The 17,787-nt window shown below is 68.8% G+C and carries 17 protein-coding genes; 12 read left to right on the top strand and 5 right to left on the bottom strand.

The features are described from left to right. From FHR72_RS23835 to msrB, 3 genes are all read right to left on the bottom strand, one after another. A partial coding sequence (locus FHR72_RS23835; RefSeq protein ID WP_183473157.1) for a DUF222 domain-containing protein occupies positions 1 to 599 on the bottom strand: 599 nt, incomplete at its 3' end. A gap of 56 nt (positions 600 to 655) precedes the next feature. Beyond that, the gene (gene msrA, locus FHR72_RS23830) at positions 656 to 1,165 is read right to left on the bottom strand and encodes a peptide-methionine (S)-S-oxide reductase MsrA (RefSeq protein WP_183473154.1); all 510 of its coding nucleotides are present in this window, start codon (positions 1,163 to 1,165) and stop codon (positions 656 to 658) included. Beyond that, a complete protein-coding gene (gene msrB, locus FHR72_RS23825; RefSeq protein ID WP_183473151.1) occupies positions 1,162 to 1,629 on the bottom strand; it encodes a peptide-methionine (R)-S-oxide reductase MsrB in 468 nt (155 codons plus the stop codon). The genes msrA and msrB overlap by 4 nt, the downstream gene beginning before the upstream one ends. A gap of 69 nt (positions 1,630 to 1,698) precedes the next feature. On the opposite strand from msrB, the gene FHR72_RS23820 reads away from it, so the two are divergent. From FHR72_RS23820 to FHR72_RS23790, 7 genes are all read left to right on the top strand, one after another. Next, positions 1,699 to 2,115, top strand: coding sequence for a hypothetical protein (locus FHR72_RS23820; RefSeq protein WP_183473148.1), 417 nt, complete (start codon positions 1,699 to 1,701; stop codon positions 2,113 to 2,115). A gap of 41 nt (positions 2,116 to 2,156) precedes the next feature. Beyond that, positions 2,157 to 2,663 (top strand): nuclear transport factor 2 family protein, encoded by a 507-nt coding sequence (locus tag FHR72_RS23815; protein ID WP_183473144.1) that lies wholly within the window; start codon positions 2,157 to 2,159, stop codon positions 2,661 to 2,663. Further along, entirely contained in the window at positions 2,660 to 3,718 is a 1,059-nt protein-coding gene (locus FHR72_RS23810; protein ID WP_183473141.1) for an NAD-dependent epimerase/dehydratase family protein, read from the top strand. Before FHR72_RS23815 ends, FHR72_RS23810 begins: the two co-directional genes overlap by 4 nt. 33 nt (positions 3,719 to 3,751) lie before the next feature. Beyond that, positions 3,752 to 5,134, top strand: coding sequence for an NAD(P)/FAD-dependent oxidoreductase (locus tag FHR72_RS23805; RefSeq protein WP_183473136.1), 1,383 nt, complete (start codon positions 3,752 to 3,754; stop codon positions 5,132 to 5,134). Positions 5,135 to 5,173: 39 nt separating this feature from the next. Beyond that, on the top strand, positions 5,174 to 5,548 hold the full coding sequence (locus tag FHR72_RS23800) for a DUF427 domain-containing protein (RefSeq protein WP_183473133.1): 375 nt from the start codon (positions 5,174 to 5,176) through the stop codon (positions 5,546 to 5,548). A 9-nt stretch (positions 5,549 to 5,557) separates the two neighbouring features. Continuing rightward, the gene (locus tag FHR72_RS23795; protein ID WP_183473130.1) at positions 5,558 to 6,502 is read left to right on the top strand and encodes a DNA-3-methyladenine glycosylase family protein; all 945 of its coding nucleotides are present in this window, start codon (positions 5,558 to 5,560) and stop codon (positions 6,500 to 6,502) included. A 79-nt stretch (positions 6,503 to 6,581) separates the two neighbouring features. Then, positions 6,582 to 7,130, top strand: coding sequence for a Dps family protein (locus FHR72_RS23790; RefSeq protein WP_183473127.1), 549 nt, complete (start codon positions 6,582 to 6,584; stop codon positions 7,128 to 7,130). A 93-nt stretch (positions 7,131 to 7,223) separates the two neighbouring features. On the opposite strand, the gene FHR72_RS23785 is transcribed toward FHR72_RS23790, so the two are convergent. Then, positions 7,224 to 8,027 carry a PaaI family thioesterase gene (locus FHR72_RS23785; RefSeq protein ID WP_183473124.1) on the bottom strand — a complete coding sequence of 268 codons (804 nt, stop codon included), beginning with the start codon at positions 8,025 to 8,027 and terminating at the stop codon, positions 7,224 to 7,226. 631 nt (positions 8,028 to 8,658) lie between these two features. Here FHR72_RS23785 and gltB point away from each other — a divergent pair. The 3 genes from gltB to FHR72_RS23770 all read left to right on the top strand — a co-directional run bounded on the left by gltB (position 8,659) and on the right by FHR72_RS23770 (position 15,195). Further along, positions 8,659 to 13,308, top strand: a complete 4,650-nt coding sequence (gene gltB / locus FHR72_RS23780) for a glutamate synthase large subunit (RefSeq protein WP_183473120.1) — start codon at positions 8,659 to 8,661, stop codon at positions 13,306 to 13,308. Next, the gene (locus FHR72_RS23775) at positions 13,301 to 14,767 is read left to right on the top strand and encodes a glutamate synthase subunit beta (protein ID WP_183473117.1); all 1,467 of its coding nucleotides are present in this window, start codon (positions 13,301 to 13,303) and stop codon (positions 14,765 to 14,767) included. The genes gltB and FHR72_RS23775 overlap by 8 nt, the downstream gene beginning before the upstream one ends. Positions 14,768 to 15,054: 287 nt before the next feature. Beyond that, the gene (locus FHR72_RS23770; protein WP_183473114.1) at positions 15,055 to 15,195 is read left to right on the top strand and encodes a hypothetical protein; all 141 of its coding nucleotides are present in this window, start codon (positions 15,055 to 15,057) and stop codon (positions 15,193 to 15,195) included. A 78-nt stretch (positions 15,196 to 15,273) separates the two neighbouring features. Here FHR72_RS23770 and FHR72_RS23765 read toward each other — a convergent pair whose 3' ends face one another. Beyond that, positions 15,274 to 16,134, bottom strand: a complete 861-nt coding sequence (locus FHR72_RS23765; protein ID WP_183473111.1) for an LLM class F420-dependent oxidoreductase — start codon at positions 16,132 to 16,134, stop codon at positions 15,274 to 15,276. A gap of 62 nt (positions 16,135 to 16,196) precedes the next feature. Here FHR72_RS23765 and FHR72_RS23760 point away from each other — a divergent pair, with 62 nt between their 5' ends. Further along, complete coding sequence (locus FHR72_RS23760; RefSeq protein WP_183473108.1) at positions 16,197 to 16,766, top strand: TIGR03086 family metal-binding protein; 570 nt, start codon at positions 16,197 to 16,199, stop codon at positions 16,764 to 16,766. Between the two features lie 16 nt (positions 16,767 to 16,782). Further along, positions 16,783 to 17,787 (top strand): PHP domain-containing protein, encoded by a 1,005-nt coding sequence (locus tag FHR72_RS23755; protein ID WP_183473105.1) that lies wholly within the window; start codon positions 16,783 to 16,785, stop codon positions 17,785 to 17,787.

The raw sequence follows: 17,787 nt of genomic DNA, 5'->3' as shown, positions 1-17,787 counted from the left end.
GCCTGACCGGGGGTGGTGTGGTGGCGTTTCCAGTCAGCGACCAACGCATCCAGATGCGACTGCAACGCGGCGTCGAACACCGCCGCCTCGGCATGAGGCAGGGTGATCCGCCACGTCGTGGATTCCTCGTCACCGGTTTTCGACAAACCCCGGTCGCGCGCAGGTTTCGGAGCCGGGTCGGGGCGGGGTTCGAGCTTGACCGCGGTCCGCAACTGCGCCACCGTCGCCGACTGCGCGAGCTCGGCATAGTGGGCGTCCGAGCCCTCGCCGGCGCGCTCGGCGATCACCCCGACCTGATCCAACGACAACCGGCCCTCCCGCAACCCGGCCACACACCGCGGAAACTCCTGCGCCCGCGCCGCGACCGCCACGACCGTCTCGGCGTTACGCAACGAGGACCCGGTCTTCCACGCCATCAACGCCGCCACCGACCGCGCCCCGGTCATCCCACACAACTCATCACGTTCGATCTGCGCCGCGATCTCCACGATCCGGCCATCGATCGCATTACGCTGACCCGTCAACTCGGCCAGTTCGCCGAACAACGCCTCCAACCGCTCACCCGGGTGAGCAGCCAAAGACGTTGCCGCCGAACACATGACCCCATCATGACAGCGGGGTCCGACAAGTCAGCCCGGCAGACGAGCTCGCCGGATCAGACCTCGGCGCGCCGAGGCAGTTTCCAGCCCGGCCGCGGGAAGTGGCACGTGTACCCGTTGGGGTAGCGCTCCAGGTAGTCCTGGTGCTCGGGCTCGGCCTCCCAGAAGTCCGGCGCGGGGCTGACTTCGGTGACGACCTTGCCCGGCCACAGCCCCGAAGCGTCGACGTCGGCGATGGTGTCCAGCGCGACCTGGCGCTGATCCTCGTCGACGTAGAAGATCTCCGAGCGGTAGCTGGAACCGACGTCGTTGCCCTGCCGGTTCTTCGTCGTCGGATCGTGGATCTGGAAGAAGAACTCCAGCAGCGCCCGGTAATCGGTCTGCGCCGGGTCGTAGACGATCTCGATCGCCTCGGCGTGACCCGGGTGGTTGCGGTAGGTGGGGTTGTCGTTCTGGCCGCCGGTGTAGCCCACGCGCGTGGACACCACGCCGGGCTGCCGACGGATCAGATCCTGCATGCCCCAGAAACAGCCGCCGGCCAGGACGGCCCGCTGGTAATCGCTCACGCTTGCTCCTTCTGAGCCGATTCGGTGAATAACCCACGGTACTGCCCGTACCCCTGGGCCTCGAGGTCGTCGCGATGGACGAAGCGCAGAGCTGCGGAGTTGATGCAGTAGCGCAGGCCGCCCTGATCGCGCGGGCCGTCCTTGAAGACATGGCCCAGATGGCTGTCCCCGGCCGACGACCGCACCTCGGTGCGGATCATCAGATGCGAGAAGTCGCGCTTCTCCAGCACGTTGTCGCTGTCGATGGGTCGGGTGAAGCTCGGCCACCCCGACCCGCTCTCGAACTTGTCGACGGAGGCGAAGAGGGGTTCTCCCGACACGACGTCGACGTAGATGCCCGGTTCGTGGTTGTCCCAGTACTCACCGGTGAAGGGCCGCTCGGTGCCGTTCTCCTGAGTCACGTGGTACTGCTCGGGAGACAACGCGTTCACAGCGGCGGGATTCTTGAGATATTGCTGTGTCATGGCGTTCGTATAACCGTTGGGGCCGGGCATTTAATCCGTTCCGGGCCATGCCGTGGCTAGGCTTTCGGCATGCGTGCCTTCGCCCTCCTCGCCGCGTTCTGCGTCGTGCTCTCGGGTGCGGCCGGGCCGGCGTCCGCGCAGCCGCCGGAGGCCCCCGTCGCGGTGCCCGAGACGCCGCCCGGGACCCCCGCGCTGATGTTCGCCGACGACCCCGCGATCGTGAACGCCTACCCCACCCGCCCGCAGTTCTGGAGCCGCGTCGCCGACGAGCGCATGGTCCGGCTGCACTTCAGCACCGGGACGCCCGAGTGCTACGGGGTGTCGGCGACGGTGCAGGAGAGCGCCACCGACGTCGTGGTCGACCTGCGTACCGGGACGCTGCCCGGGGCGGTCGACCGCGCGTGCATCGCGATCGCGGTGTTCGGCGCCGTCGACGTGCCGCTGGCGCAGCCCCTCGGGAACCGCCGGGTGCTCAGTCTGACCTGACGCCTCGACAACGGCGGGTAGAACGTGTTCTATTCTGCGGTGTGACGGGCAACACTTTCACTCGCGACGAGCTCGCCGCGGCGTTCGCCGAATTCGAGCAGACGGTCGACCGCGCGGCGCAGACGCGGGACTGGGATCCGTGGGTTGACCAGTACAGCGACGACATCCTCTACATCGAGCACGCCGCGGGCACCATGCGCGGGCGCGACGAGGTCCGGCCGTGGATCTGGAAGACCATGGAGACCTTCCCGGGCAGCTACATGACGTCGTTCCCGTCGCGGTGGAGCGTCATCGACGAGCCGACCGGCCGCATCATCTGCGAGCTCGACAACCCGATGCGCGACCCCGGCGACGGCACGATCATCAGCGCCACCAACATCTCCATCGTCACCTACGCCGGCGACGGGAAGTGGAAGCGCCAGGAGGACATCTACAACCCGCTGCGGTTCGTGGCGGCGACGGTGAAGTGGTGCCGCAAGGCCGAGGAGCTCGGCACCCTGCCCGACGTCGCCGCCGAGTGGATGGCCACCTACGGGGGCAAGCGATGACGGACCATCCCCCCGCCGGTTCCCCCGCCCCGGTCCTCGTCATCGGCGCCAACGGATATCTGGGCAGCCATGTCACCCGCCGGCTCGTCGCCGCGGGCCGGGACGTCCGGGTGATGGTCCGCGACGGCGCCAAGACCATCGGCATCGACGACCTCGAGGTGACCCGCTTCGTCGGCGACATCTGGGACGACGGCGTGCTGCGCGAGGCGATGAACGGATGCGACGTCGTCTACTACTGCGTCGTCGACACCCGCGGGTGGCTGCGTGACCCGGCGCCGCTGTTCCGGACGAACGTCGAGGGCACCCGCAACGTCCTCGACGTCGCCGTCGAACCCGCCATCGCCGAGACCCTGCAGAAGTTCGTGTTCACCAGCAGCTATGTGACGGTGGGGCGCCGGCGCGGGCACGTCGCCACCGAGGACGACTGCCTCACCGCTGCCGAATTGGAAAAGCTCACCCCGTATGTCCGCTCCCGGGTGCAGGCGGAGAACCTCGTCCTGGAGTACGCCCGGAATCGCGGGCTGCCCGCGGTGGCGATGTGTGTGTCGACGACGTACGGCGCCGGCGATTGGGGACGCACCCCGCACGGAGCGATCATCGCGGGCGCGGCGTTCGGCAAGCTGCCGTTCGTGATGTCCGGGATCGAGCTGGAAGCCGTCGGCATCGACGATGCGGCGCAGGCGATGCTGCTCGCTGCGGAGAAGGGTCGCGTCGGGGAGCGGTACCTGATCTCGGAGAAGATGATCTCCAATGCCGAGGTCGTACGGATCGCCGCCGACGCTGCCGGCGTCCCCGCGCCGACCACGACGATCCCGCTGCCGCTCTCCTATGCGATGGCCGCGCTCGGCAGTCTGAAGGCGCGGGTGCAACGTACCGACGAGCGTCTGTCCCTGGACTCGCTGCGGCTGATGCGGGCCGAGGCCCCGGTGGACTGCAGCAAGGCCAGGCGCGAGCTGGGTTGGGAACCGCGGCCCGTCGAGGATTCGATCCGCGAGGCCGCGAGGTTCTGGGTCGGTCTGCGCGACGCCAAGCGCGCCGCGAAAACCGCCGGTTGACGGACGCGTCACGGCGGCTGCGACAATCTCGGGGTGCCTACTCGAACGCCGGTGAACGGTCACGTGTCCCACTGGTTCGACGGGCTGCCGATCAGCCGGGGACCGCTGCCCGGCAGCCGTGACGCCGACGTCTGCATCGTCGGCGCCGGCTACACCGGGCTGTGGACCGCCTACTACCTCAAGCGTGCGGATCCGTCGCTGCGCATCGTCGTCCTCGAAGCGCGCTTCGCCGGCTACGGGGCTTCGGGTCGCAACGGCGGCTGGCTGTCCGGTCTGGTCCCCGGCGACCGCGAGCGCATGGCCCGTCAGTACGGCCGCGACGGGGTGGTGGCCTGGCAGCGGGCCCTCAACGAGGCCGTCGACGAGGTGATCGACGTCGCCCGTGAGGAAGGTGTCGACGCGGGCATCGTCAAGGGCGGCACGATGGAGATCGCCCGTAACCGCGCGCAGGCCCGCCGGCTGGCCGCCGCGGTCGAGGCGGAGCGCCGCTGGCAGGTCGACGGCATCGAGGAACTCACCGGAGACGAAGCCGCGCAACGCATTACGCTCGACGGCGTGGTGTCGGCCTACCACAATCCCCATTGCGCGCGGATCCAGCCGGCGATGCTCGCGCGAGGCCTGGCCGACGTCGTCGAACGGCTCGGCGTGGTCATCTACGAACGTTCCCCGGTGACCGACATCGTCGCCGGCCGCGCGATCACCCCGTGGGGCACCGTGAGTGCGCCGGTCGTGCTGCGGGCCACCGAAGGGTTCACCGCGGCCCTGCCCGGCCTGAAACGCCGCTGGCTGCCGATGAACAGCTCCATGATCGCGACCGACCCTGTGCCCGAGGAGGTGTGGAGTTCGATCGGATGGGCCGGGCGGGAGACCCTCGGCGACACCGCGCACGGCTTCTTCTATGCACAGCGCACCGTCGACAACCGCATCGCGATCGGCGGGCGCAGCGTGCCGTACCGGTTCGGTTCCCGCACCGATCGCGACGGGCGGGTGCCCGAACGCACCATCAAACGCCTGACCGCGACACTGCACGCGATCCTGCCGCAGGTCTCCCACGTCCCGATCGCGCACGGTTGGTGCGGCGTGCTGGCGGTGCCGCGGGACTGGGAGGCCAGCGTGCACTTCGACGCGGCCACCGGCCTCGGCTGGGCCGGCGGCTATGTCGGGCACGGCGTCACCGCCACCAACCTGGCCGCCCGGACGCTGACCGACATGGTGCTCAAGCGCGAGACCGACCTGACCCGGCTGCCCTGGGTCGGTCACGCGTCGAAGAGCTGGGAGCCCGAACCGCTGCGATGGATCGGGGTGCGGGGCATGTACCTGGCCTACAAGGCGGCCGACTGGCACGAGGCGCGGGGCACGTCCAGGACGTCGCCGATCGCCGTCGTGGCCGACAAGATCGCCGGCCGTCCGCACTGACCGGGACTGCCGGCGGCGCACGCGGCGTTGAATGGGCATATGACCGACCGCCCCGTTCTCCAGCCCTCCGCCTCGCATCCGATCACCGTCACGCCGACCGGCCGGCACGTCGTGGTCCGCGTGAACGGCGACATCGTCGCCGAGACCGACGCCGCGCTGACCTTGCAGGAAGCCAGTTACCCTGCAGTGCAGTACATTCCGATCGCCGATGTGGCGGCCGACCACCTGCGCCCCAGTGGCACCGCCACCTACTGCCCGTTCAAGGGCGACGCCGGCTACTTCGACGTCCAGGCGGGCGGGGAAACCGTCGCCGACGCCGTCTGGACCTACCGCGAGCCCTATCCGGCGGTGGCGCAGATCGCCGGTCACGTCGCGTTCTATCCGGACAAGGCCGACGTCACCGTCGACGCCTAGGCTGGCCCCATGGGCAGTACGGCCAGCGTCGTGTTCGCCGGGCCGGTCAGGCTGGCGTGGACACTGGCACCGCTGCGTCGCGGGAGCGCCGATCCGTGCCATCACGACGCCGCCGACGGATCGATCTGGCGCACCAGCCTGATGCGCAGCGGGCCGGTGACGGCCCGGATCAGCCGCAGCGTGTCCGAGGCGACGTCCGCCGAGGGGACCCGCAGGCAGAGCACGGTGGAGTGCGAAGCGTGGGGCCCGGGCGCCGCGGAGTTCCTGGAGACGTTGCCGGCGCTGGTCGGCGCCGACGACTCGTGCGAGGGCTTCGACCCCCGGGAGCCGACCGTCGCGGCCGCCCACCGGAAATCACCGCATCTGCGGCTGGGCCGGACCGGACGCGTGATGGAAGCGTTGATCCCGGCGATCCTGGAGCAGCGGGTCGTCGGCAAGGACGCCCGCCGCGCCTGGCGGCTTCTGGTCACCAAGTACGGCGCGCCCGCCCCGGGCCCGGCGCCGGCCCGGCTGCGCGTGCCGCCGACGGCGGAGGCGTGGCGGCGCGTCCCGTCCTGGGAGTTCCACCTCGCGAACGTCGACCCGGGGCGGGCGCGCACCATCGTCGGGTGTGCCCAGCGGGCCGACGCGCTGGAACGTCTGGTCAGCCGTTCCGCCGAGGACGCCCGGGCGGCGATGATGTCGCTGCCGGGGATCGGGATCTGGACCGCGGCGGAGACGGCGCAGCGCGCGTTCGGCGACGCCGACGCGCTGTCGGTGGGCGACTACCACCTCGCCAAGATCATCGGCTGGACGTTGCTCGGGCATCCCATCGACGATGCGGGAATGGTCGAGCTGCTCGCGCCGTTGCAGCCGCACCGGCACCGCGCGGTGCGCCACCTCGAAGTCAGTGGGATGACGGTCAACCCGCGGTTCGGGCCGAGGCTCTCGATCCCCAATCTCGCCGATCTGTGACCTGGGTGTCACCGGTGATTGCCTGCGCACCCACCCGGGTACACGTCGCGGGACAGTCGATCGTGCGAAGGAGCTAGCAATGACTGCGTTTACCATTCCCGGCCTGTCCGACAAGCAGGGAGCCGAAGTCGCCGAGCTGCTGCAGAAGGCGCTCAGCCGGTACAACGACCTGCACTTGACCCTCAAGCATGTCCACTGGAATGTCGTGGGGCCCAACTTCATCGGCGTCCACGAGATGATCGACCCCCAGGTGGAGCTCGTCCGTGGCTACGCCGACGAGGCCGCCGAGCGCATCGCCGCGCTGGGACAGTCACCCCTGGGCACGCCCGGTGCGATCGAAGCCGACCGCACCTGGGACGACTACTCGGTCAACCGTGACACCGTGCAGGCGCACCTCGCGGCACTCGACCTGGTCTACGTCGGGGTCATCGAGGACACCCGCAAGAGCATCGAGCGTCTCGGCGAACTCGACCCGGTGTCGGAGGACATGCTCATCGGGCACGCCGCCGAGCTGGAGAAGTTCCAGTGGTTCGTCCGCGCCCACCTGGAGAATTCCGGTGGCCAGCTCGCCAACGAGGGGGCCACGAGTGAGAAGGCCGCTGCCTCGCAGGCCAAAGAGAAGTCCTAGGTCTGACGTCGCCTCTTAGGCGTCCGTAGGACCGCCGCCGGGGAGCACACCGTCCCTTACCGGGTGGACGGCACGCTCTCCGGCGGTTCTGTGTCAGCGGTAGGCGGTGAGCCGGGCGATCAACGCCACCCGGCCGTCGCTGCCCACGGCCTCGGCCTCGGCGACGCCGCTGCTGCGGCCCACGTGGAACGGCGTGGCCCGGTAGTGCGCCTCGCCGCCGCCGTGGAAAGGCCGCAGGAAGTTCACCCGCAGCGACGCCGTCCGGTACGGCGCGGCGTCGGGGTCGCTGTTCACCGCGGCCGAGCCGACTAGTTCGAGTCCCATCGAGGACACTCCTCCGTGCACCGCGGCGACGCTGTTGTTCAGCACGGCGTCGTCCCGCTGCAGCAGCACCGCCGTGGCGCCTCCGCTCTCGGCGACCTCGACTGCCATCAGCTCGCCCAGGCTGGACCCGGGCAGAGTCCCGCCGGGCTCGGTGGGCCAGGACGCCAGCGACGCCGGGACGGTGATGTAAAACGAACGCACCGTCGCGGTGGCGATCACATCGCCGTCGACGGCGAGCTCACACAGCCCCAGTGCGGCGTTCCCCTTGCGGCCCAGAGGACGGGCGATGCCGCGCACAGCGACCTCGGGCGCGGCTGCAATAGTCTCCGCGGCGTCCGGCGCGACCTCCACGGACAGTTCGCTGGACACGGTCCACTCGTTTTCGCCGCGGCGGGCGTGATTGATCAGGCCCCCGATGTGGTCGACGAGCATCGCCAGCGGCGCGATCGTCGGCGCACCGGTGAGCGGGTTGACCAGACCGGCGGTCGGAATCGTCGCCACGCAGCGGTCGCGGCCCTCCTCGTCGGTCTCGACGCCGAAGCGTCCGAGGGGGGTGTTCAGCGGATACGGCACCCTTGCACTCTGACGCCCGCCGCCCGGCGGGATACCCCTCTGGGGTACTTGCGCGCACGCTGCGCGGGTCCGTCCCCGCGGCGCCTACGTGAAAGCCGTTGCAGCCGAGGGTGTTTCGACGGAAGCGCCCGCTCCGGTCGCCTCGGGCCGGGCGGCGGTGAAGTTTGCCAGGCCCACCGGCGGCGGATCCGGTCGTCATGTGGGCATGTCTAAGAATCCGGAAAGGCTTTGTGCAAAGTGTGGCGGCGCCATCGCTGCAGCACAGGGCCGGTGAGAACCCGGCTGCAGCAAACTGCCCGGCACCCACGCCGGGGGGTGTGACGTAGCCCTCACTGTGCCCGGTCGGCGGCCGTGTAGCCGAAATAGGCGCAGTGGCAACGTTATTCACTCGTGATGTGCGCATCGCGCCGTTGCCGCGGCGTGGCGGCCGGCGAACATAGTTAGGTCGTACTAAGTTGGCATGTCAGGGCCCTTTTGTCATATCGTTTTCAGCACTTGTGGCGCGTGGAAAAAGGGCCGTCGTTCAGTGCTGCACGAAGGTGCCTCTTCCGCCACACCGGCTAACACTCTCGGCAACGGTTGCCGTCCGTAACTGACATGTCGAGTTGTGTGCACTCAAAGGTAGGTGGGAATGGCGCCCAGTCGTCAAGGGCTGTACAACCCCGCGTTCGAGCACGACGCGTGCGGCGTGGCGATGGTGGCCGATATGCACGGCCGACGGAGCCGAGACATCGTCGAGAAGGCGATCACGGCGCTGCTGAACCTCGAACACCGCGGCGCGCAGGGCGCCGAGCCCAACACCGGTGACGGTGCGGGCATCCTGCTGCAGGTCCCGGACGAGTTCCTTCGGGCCGTCGTCGACTTCGATCTCCCCGAGCCCGGCAGCTATGCCACGGGTATCGCGTTCCTCCCGCAGTCGTCCAAGGACGCCGCCACCGCGTGCGAAGCGGTCGGCAAGATCGCCGAGGCCGAGGGTCTGCAGGTGCTCGGCTGGCGTGCGGTCCCCACCGACGACTCGTCGCTCGGCGCCCTGGCCCGCGATGCGATGCCGACCTTCCGCCAGGTGTTCCTCGGTGGCGCCTCCGGAATGGACCTGGAGCGCCGCGCCTACGTCGTGCGCAAGCGCGCCGAGCACGAACTGGGCACCAAAGGCCCCGGCCAGGACGGTCCCGGCCGCGAAACCGTCTACTTCCCAAGTCTTTCGGGACAGACGTTCGTTTACAAGGGCATGCTCACCACGCCGCAGCTCAAGGCGTTCTACCTCGATCTGCAGGACGAGCGGCTGACCAGCGCGCTGGGCATCGTGCACTCGCGCTTCTCGACGAACACCTTCCCATCCTGGCCGCTGGCGCACCCGTTCCGCCGTGTCGCCCACAACGGCGAGATCAACACCGTGACCGGCAACGAGAACTGGATGCGGGCCCGCGAGGCGCTGATCAAGACCGACGTCTTCGGAAAGACGCCCGCGGGGAGCCGTGAATCGGGCACCGCGGCGAGCCGCGATTCGGGCAAGAGCCTCGACAAGATCGTCCCGGTCTGCACGCCGGGGGCCTCCGACACCGCGCGGTTCGACGAGGTGCTCGAACTGCTGCACCTGGGCGGCCGCAGCCTGCCGCACGCAGTGCTGATGATGATCCCGGAAGCCTGGGAGCGTGCGGAGACGATGGACCCCGCCCGACGGGCGTTCTACCAGTACCACGCGTCGCTGATGGAGCCCTGGGACGGCCCGGCCGCCGTGTGCTTCACCGACGGCACCGTCATCGGCGCCGTGCTCGACCGCAACGGGCTGCGCCCGTCGCGGATCTGGGTGACCGAGGACGGCCTCGTCGTGATGGCCTCCGAGGCCGGTGTCCTCGACCTGGACCCCGGCACCGTCGTGAAGAAGATGCGCCTGCAGCCGGGCCGCATGTTCCTCGTCGACACCGACCAGGGCCGGATCGTCTCCGACGAGGAGATCAAGGCCCAGCTGGCCGCCGAGCAGCCCTACCAGGAGTGGCTCGACGCCGGACTGTTCAACCTCGACGAGCTGCCGCCCGGCGACTACAAGCGCATGCCGCATCACCGCGTGGTGCTGCGCCAGCAGATCTTCGGCTTCACCTACGAGGAGCTGAACCTGCTGGTCGCCCCGATGGCCCGCACCGGCGCCGAGGCGCTGGGCTCCATGGGCACCGACACACCGATCGCCGTGCTGTCGGCCCGCCCGCGGATGCTCTACGACTACTTCCAGCAGTTGTTCGCCCAGGTCACCAACCCGCCGCTGGACGCCATCCGCGAAGAGGTCGTCACCAGCCTCAACGGCACCGTCGGCCCGGAAGGCGACCTGCTGAACCCGAACGCGGATTCGTGCCGGCAGATCGTGCTGTCCAACCCGATCCTGCGCAACGCCGAGCTGTCCAAGCTGATCTGCGTCGACCCCGACCACGAGATCCGCGGCCACAAGCACGGGCTGCGCGCCGCGGTCATCCGCTGCCTGTATCCCGTCAACCGCGGCGGGCAGGGCCTCAAGGAGGCGCTGGACAACGTCCGCGCCAAGGTGTCCTCGGCCATCCGCGACGGCGCCCGCATCATCGTGCTGTCCGACCGCGAGTCCGACGAGTCGATGGCGCCGATCCCGTCGCTGCTCAGCGTCTCGGCCGTGCACCACCACCTGGTGCGGGACCGCACGCGCACCCAGGTCGGCCTCGTGGTCGAGGCCGGCGATGCGCGCGAGGTGCACCACATGGCCGCGCTCGTCGGCTTCGGCGCCGCCGCGATCAACCCGTACATGGCGTTCGAGTCCATCGAGGACATGGTCGACCGGGGTGTCATCACCGACATCAGCAGCGACCAGGCCAAGGCCAACTACGTCAAGGCCGCGGGCAAAGGCGTGCTGAAGGTGATGTCCAAGATGGGCATCTCGACGCTGGCGTCCTACACCGGCGCGCAGCTGTTCCAGGCCATCGGCATCAGCCAGCAGGTGCTCGACGAGTACTTCACCGGGCTGTCCTGCCCGGTCGGCGGCATCGACCTCGACGACATCGCCGACGACGTCGCGACCCGCCACGCGCTGGCCTACCTGGACCGTCCCGACGAATGGGCGCACCGCGAGCTCGAGGTCGGCGGCGAGTACCAGTGGCGCCGCGAGGGCGAATACCACCTGTTCAACCCGGACACGGTGTTCAAGCTTCAGCACTCCACACGCACCGGGCAGTACTCGATCTTCAAGGAGTACACGCAGCTCATCGACAACCAGAGCGAGCGCATGGCGTCGCTGCGCGGGCTGCTGAAGTTCCGCGACGGCGCACGTCCCCCGGTGCCGATCGAGGAGGTCGAGCCCGCCAGCGAGATCGTCAAGCGCTTCTCGACGGGCGCGATGAGCTACGGCTCCATCTCGGCCGAAGCGCACGAGACGCTCGCGATCGCGATGAACCGCCTCGGCGGCCGGTCGAACTCGGGTGAGGGCGGCGAGAACGTCAACCGCTTCGAGTACGACGAGAACGGCGACTGGCGCCGCAGTGCGATCAAGCAGGTGGCCTCGGGCCGGTTCGGCGTGACCAGCCACTACCTGACCAACTGCACCGACATCCAGATCAAGATGGCCCAAGGTGCGAAACCCGGTGAGGGCGGACAGCTTCCGGGTCACAAGGTGTACCCGTGGGTGGCCGAGGTGCGGCATTCGACACCCGGCGTCGGCCTCATCTCGCCGCCGCCGCACCACGACATCTACTCGATCGAGGATCTCGCGCAGCTGATCCACGACCTCAAGAACGCCAACCCGCAGGCCCGCGTGCACGTGAAGCTGGTGTCCGAGAACGGCGTCGGCACGGTCGCGGCGGGTGTGTCCAAGGCCCACGCCGACGTCGTGCTGATCTCCGGCCACGACGGCGGCACCGGCGCGACCCCGCTGACGTCGATGAAGCACGCCGGCGCACCGTGGGAGCTCGGCCTGGCCGAGACCCAGCAGACGCTGCTGCTCAACGGATTGCGCGACCGTATCGTCGTGCAGGTCGACGGCCAGCTCAAGACGGGCCGCGACGTGGTGATCGCCGCGCTGCTGGGCGCCGAGGAGTTCGGCTTCGCCACCGCGCCGCTGGTGGTGACCGGGTGCATCATGATGCGCGTCTGCCATCTCGACACCTGCCCCGTCGGCGTCGCGACCCAGAACCCGGTGCTGCGCAAGCGGTTCAACGGCAAGCCCGAGTTCGTGGAGAACTTCTTCCTCTTCATCGCCGAAGAGGTCCGGGAGCTCATGGCGCGGTTGGGATTCCGCACCATCAACGAGATGGTCGGACAGGTCGCGGCGCTGGACACCACCAAGGCCGCCGAGCACTGGAAGGCTCACAAGCTGGACCTGGCGCCCGTGCTGCACGAGCCCGAGTCGGCGTTCATGAACCAGGACCTGTACTGCAGCTCGCGGCAGGACCACGGGCTCGACAAGGCGCTGGATCAGCAGCTCATCGCGCAGAGCCGCGAGGCCATCGACTCCGGTTCGCCGGTCCGGTTCTCCACCACGATCGCCAACGTCAACCGCACCGTCGGCACCATGCTGGGCCACGAGGTCACGAAAGCCTATGGCGGGCAGGGTCTTCCGGACGGCACCATCGACATCACGTTCGAGGGCTCGGCCGGTAACAGCTTCGGCGCGTTCGTCCCCAAGGGCATCACGCTGCGGGTGTACGGCGACGCCAACGACTACGTCGGCAAGGGACTCTCGGGCGGGCGGGTCGTCGTGCGGCCGTCCGACGATGCGCCCCGCGACTATGTCGCCGAGGACAACATCATCGCCGGCAACGTCGTGCTCTTCGGCGCCACCAGCGGACAGATGTTCCTGCGCGGCCAGGTGGGCGAGCGGTTCGCGGTGCGCAACTCCGGTGCCCACGCCGTCGTCGAGGGCGTCGGCGACCACGGCTGCGAGTACATGACCGGCGGACGCGTGGTGATCCTCGGGCCGACGGGGCGCAACTTCGCGGCCGGCATGTCGGGCGGCATCGGTTATGTCTACGACCCCGACGGCGCGCTGGCCGGCAATCTCAACGGCGAGATGGTCGAGATCGAGGACATGGGCGGGGCGGAGTCCGAGGACTCCGTGTTCGTCCGCGACATGCTCCAGGCGCATGTCGATGCCACCGATTCCGCGGTGGGACAACGCATTCTGGCCGATTGGAACGGTGAGTTGGCGAACTTCAGAAAAGTGATGCCGCGCGACTACAAGCGCGTGCTGCAGGCGATCGCGGACGCCGAGGGCCGCGGCGCGAACCAGGACGAGATTGCCGAGGCGATCATGGCGGCCGCAAATGGCTGACCCGAAGGGCTTCCTGAAGAACACCCACCGCGAGACCCCGCAGCGGCGGCCGGTCGACCTGCGCCTGAAGGACTGGAAAGAGGTCTACGAGGACTTCTCCCACGACACCCTCAAGGTGCAGGCCAGCCGCTGCATGGACTGCGGTATCCCGTTCTGCCACAACGGTTGTCCGCTGGGCAACCTGATCCCCGAGTGGAACGACCTGGTCCGCACCGACCGTTGGCGCGAAGCCATCGAGCGACTGCACGCCACCAACAACTTCCCGGAGTTCACCGGGCGGTTGTGCCCGGCGCCCTGCGAGGGCTCCTGCGTGCTGGGCATCAACCAGGATCCGGTCACGATCAAGCAGGTCGAGGTCGAGATCATCGACAATGCCTTCAACGAGGGTTGGGTCGTGCCGCTGCCGCCGACCAAGCTGACCGGCAAGTCCGTCGCCGTCATCGGCTCGGGTCCGGCGGGACTCGCCGCGGCACAGCAGCTCACCCGCGCCGGCCACAAGGTCACCGTGTTCGAGCGCGACGACCGCATCGGCGGGCTGCTGCGCTACGGCATCCCGGAATTCAAGATGGAGAAGCGCCACATCGACCGCCGGCTGGCGCAGATGGAGGCCGAGGGCACCGAGTTCCGCGCCGGTGTGAACGTCGGGGTCGACATCACGGCCGCCCAGCTCCGGTCGGAGTTCAACGCCGTCGTGCTGGCCGGTGGTGCGACCGCGCGCCGGGACCTGCCGATTCCGGGACGCGACCTCGACGGGATCCACCAGGCCATGGAGTTCCTGCCGTGGGCCAACCGGGTGCAGCTCGGCGACCCCGTTCTGGGTGAGGACGGCGAGCCGCCGATCACCGCCAAGGGCAAGAAGGTCATCATCATCGGCGGTGGCGACACCGGCGCCGACTGCCTGGGCACCTCGCACCGCCAGGGCGCGGTCAGCGTGCACCAATTCGAGATCATGCCGCGTCCGCCGGAGACCAGGGCCGACTCGACGCCGTGGCCGACCTACCCGATGATGTACCGCGTCACCTCGGCGCACGAAGAGGGCGGCGAGCGCGTCTACTCGGTGAACACCGAGCAGTTCGTCGGGGAGAACGGCCGGGTGACGGGTCTGCGCGGCCACGAGGTCGTGATGAACGCCGGCAAGTTCGAGAAGGTCGAGGGCTCGGACTTTGAGATGGAGGCCGACCTGGTTCTGCTGGCGATGGGCTTCACCGGTCCGGAGCGCGAGGGCCTGCTCACCGATCTGGGTGTCGAGTTCAACGAGCGGGGCAACGTGACGCGGGACGCCGCGTTCGCCACGTCGGTGCCCGGGGTCTACGTCGCCGGCGACATGGGCCGCGGCCAGTCGCTGATCGTGTGGGCCATCGCCGAGGGCCGCGCCGCGGCCGCGGCGGTCGACACCTACCTGATGGGACAGTCGGCTCTGCCGGTCCCGATCAGCCCCACCGCCGCGCCGCAGCGCTGAGTCCACGGACCGTCGCGCACACCGAGACCGCGACAGATCGCTTTTTTGAATCAATCGGCGATCTGTGCGCGGTCTCGGTGCGTTGTGCGTCGCAATTCGGTGATCTTGATGTCTCGGGCCGGTCTCGCTGTGTCACTCCAGTAACACCAGTCACTCCAAAAACATCCGATCTTTGTTCGGCGTGCCTGCAGGAGTTTGCCGACGCCCAGGTATCTAATGACTTGGTGAGAGAGCTGGGGTAAGGTTTCTCCCCGGTTCAGCTATTGCACACCGCAGGAGTAATCGCCATGTACCTCAACCCGATTGCCCGGTCACGGGTGGGTCGAATCGCCTGGACGTTGTTCCGTCACCCGGTCAAGAGCCGTGAATTCCCCGCGAAGGCCGAGCGGCTCATCACCGCCGACGAGCTCCTCCGCTACGGGATCTAGCGAACTCCTCCTCGGTCGGCTGCGCCGCCCCGGGGGCCGTGACGGTTTGTTTGCCTGACCGTTATCGTTTCGTGATCGTCATTCGGCTTTGCTGTCGAGCAGCCCGGATGCGCGGATCCTGTCCGCCAGCGGCTCCAATACGGCCGGGTCGTAGGGCGGCGGCAGGTACACGATCGCCAGATCGAGGCCCTCGGCTCCCAGCGCAGCGGCCTCGTCGATCACCGCGCCGTAATCGCGGTCCTCACCGAGCCGGACATGGGCCGACAACATGATCTCCTTCGGATCGCGCCCGACGTCCACGCAGTGGCGCGCGAGCACGTCGCGCTTACGCGCGAACTCCTGCGGGGTGCCACCGACGAAGTTCCAGTGGTCGGCGTACTGGGCGGTGATGCGCAGGGTGCGTTTCTCGCCGTTGCCGCCGATGCAGATCGGCGGATGCGGCTGCTGGGGCCCCTTCGGTTCGTTGCGGGCGTCCTTGAGTTGGTAGTAGGTGCCGTCGAAGGTGGTGGTCTCCTGGCTCAGCAGGCCACGCAGCACCTGGCAGGCCTCCTCGAACCGGTCGAACCGCTCCCTGATCGTGCCGAGCTCGATGCCGTAGGCGCCGGACTCCTCCTCGTTCCACCCGGCGCCGATCCCGAGTTCGAGCCGGCCGTCGGAGACGATGTCGAGTGCGGAGGCCATGTTGGCCAGCACGGCGGGGTGCCGGTAGTGGATCCCGGTGACCAGCACGCCCACCCGAAGACGCGTCGTGGCCTGCGCCAGCGCGGTCAGGGTGATCCAGCCTTCCAGGCACGGGCCGGTCGAGTCGGAGAAGATCGGATAGAAGTGATCGAAGGTCCAGCCGGACTCGAAGACGTCGATGTCGTCGGCGGTCTTCCAGATGGCCAGCATGTCGGACCAGGTCGTGTTCTGCGGGGAGGTCTTGAATGCGAATCTCACCCGATCGACTCTAGGCCGATCTGCGGTGATGACTTCGTCGTGCTCATAGGGTCAGTACACCCATGATCGATATGACCGAGGCGTGCGCACGCACCGCCGAATTGATCGCTTTGGTGCGCGATGACCAGCTGGCCGCCGCCACGCCGTGTGGCGACATGACTCTCGATGCCGTCCTGGCGCACATCGGTGGACTGTCCCTGGCGTTCGAGGCCGCCGCGAAAAAGGAGTTCGGCGAATTGACCGACGCGCCGCCCGAGATGGGCGGCGGCGTGCACGACGGCTGGCGCGTGTCGTATCCGCAGTATCTCGCCCGCTTGGCCGACGCATGGCGAGACCCCGCCGCGTGGGAGGGAATGTCGCGGGCCGGCGGCGTCGACTTCCCGGCCGACGTCGGCGGCATGATCGCGCTGACCGAGGTCGTCGTGCACGGGTGGGACGTCGCGGTGGCGGCGGGACTCCCGTACGAGGTGGACGGCACGACGCTCGCCGCGGTAGGCGACCACGTCGCCGCGTTCTCCGCAGGCGAGCCCATCGAGGGCTTGTTCGGCGCGCCGGTCCCGGTCTCCGACGACGCACCGCTGCTCAGTCGCACCATCGCCCTGACCGGACGCGACCCGCGCTGGAGCAGCTAAGCGGCACACTGGACGCATGGACCCGGTCATCGCGTTGCGTCAGATCGCGTACTTCAAGGACCGTGCCCGCGAGGACCCGCGGCGGGTGATGGCCTACCGCACCGCCGCCGATGTCGTCGAAGGGCTCACCGACGCCCAGCGGGAGAAGCACGGCACGGCCAACAGCTGGCAGTCGCTGCCCAAGATCGGGCCGAAGACGGCCAGGGTCATCGCGCAGGCCTGGGCCGGCCAGGAACCCGACGTCCTGGTCGAGTTGCGGGAGAACGCCCAGGATCTCGGCGGGGGAGACATCCGGGCCGCGCTGCGCGGCGATCTGCACGTTCACTCGAACTGGTCGGACGGATCGGCGCCCATCGAAGAGATGATGATGGCCGCCCGCGACCTGGGCCACGAGTACTGCGCGCTGACCGACCATTCGCCGCGGCTGCGGATTGCCAACGGGCTCTCGCCGGAACGTCTGCGCCGGCAGCTCGACGTCATCGACGAGATCCGCGAGATGGTCGCCCCGATGCGGATCCTCACCGGCATCGAGGTCGACATTCTCGAAGACGGTTCGCTGGACCAGGAACCCGAGCTCCTCGAACGCCTCGACATCGTGGTCGCGAGCGTCCACTCCAAGCTCGCGATGGATGCGCCGTCGATGACCCGGCGGATGCTCAAGGCCGTCGCCAACCCGCACACCGACGTGCTCGGTCACTGCACCGGGCGGCTGGTCACCGGCGGCCGCGGGCAACGCCCGGAGTCGCAGTTCGACGCGGAAAAGGTGTTCGGTCTGTGCCGCGACGCCGGCACCGCCGTAGAGATCAACTCCCGCCCCGAACGCCGGGACCCTCCCACGCGCCTGCTCACGCTCGCGATGGACATCGGCTGCGTGTTCTCCATCGACACCGACTCCCACGCCCCGGGCCAGCTGGAGTTCCTCGGCTACGGCGCCCAGCGTGCCGTGGACGCCGGGCTGGACGCCGAACGCATCGTCAACACCTGGAGCGCCGACAAGCTGCTCGCTTGGACGAGCTCCTGA

The sequence above is a fragment of the Mycolicibacterium iranicum genome, assembly GCF_014190915.1.
Taxonomy (GTDB): Bacteria; Actinomycetota; Actinomycetes; order Mycobacteriales; family Mycobacteriaceae; genus Mycobacterium; species Mycobacterium iranicum_B.
This window is presented reverse-complemented; position numbering and strand designations above follow the sequence as displayed.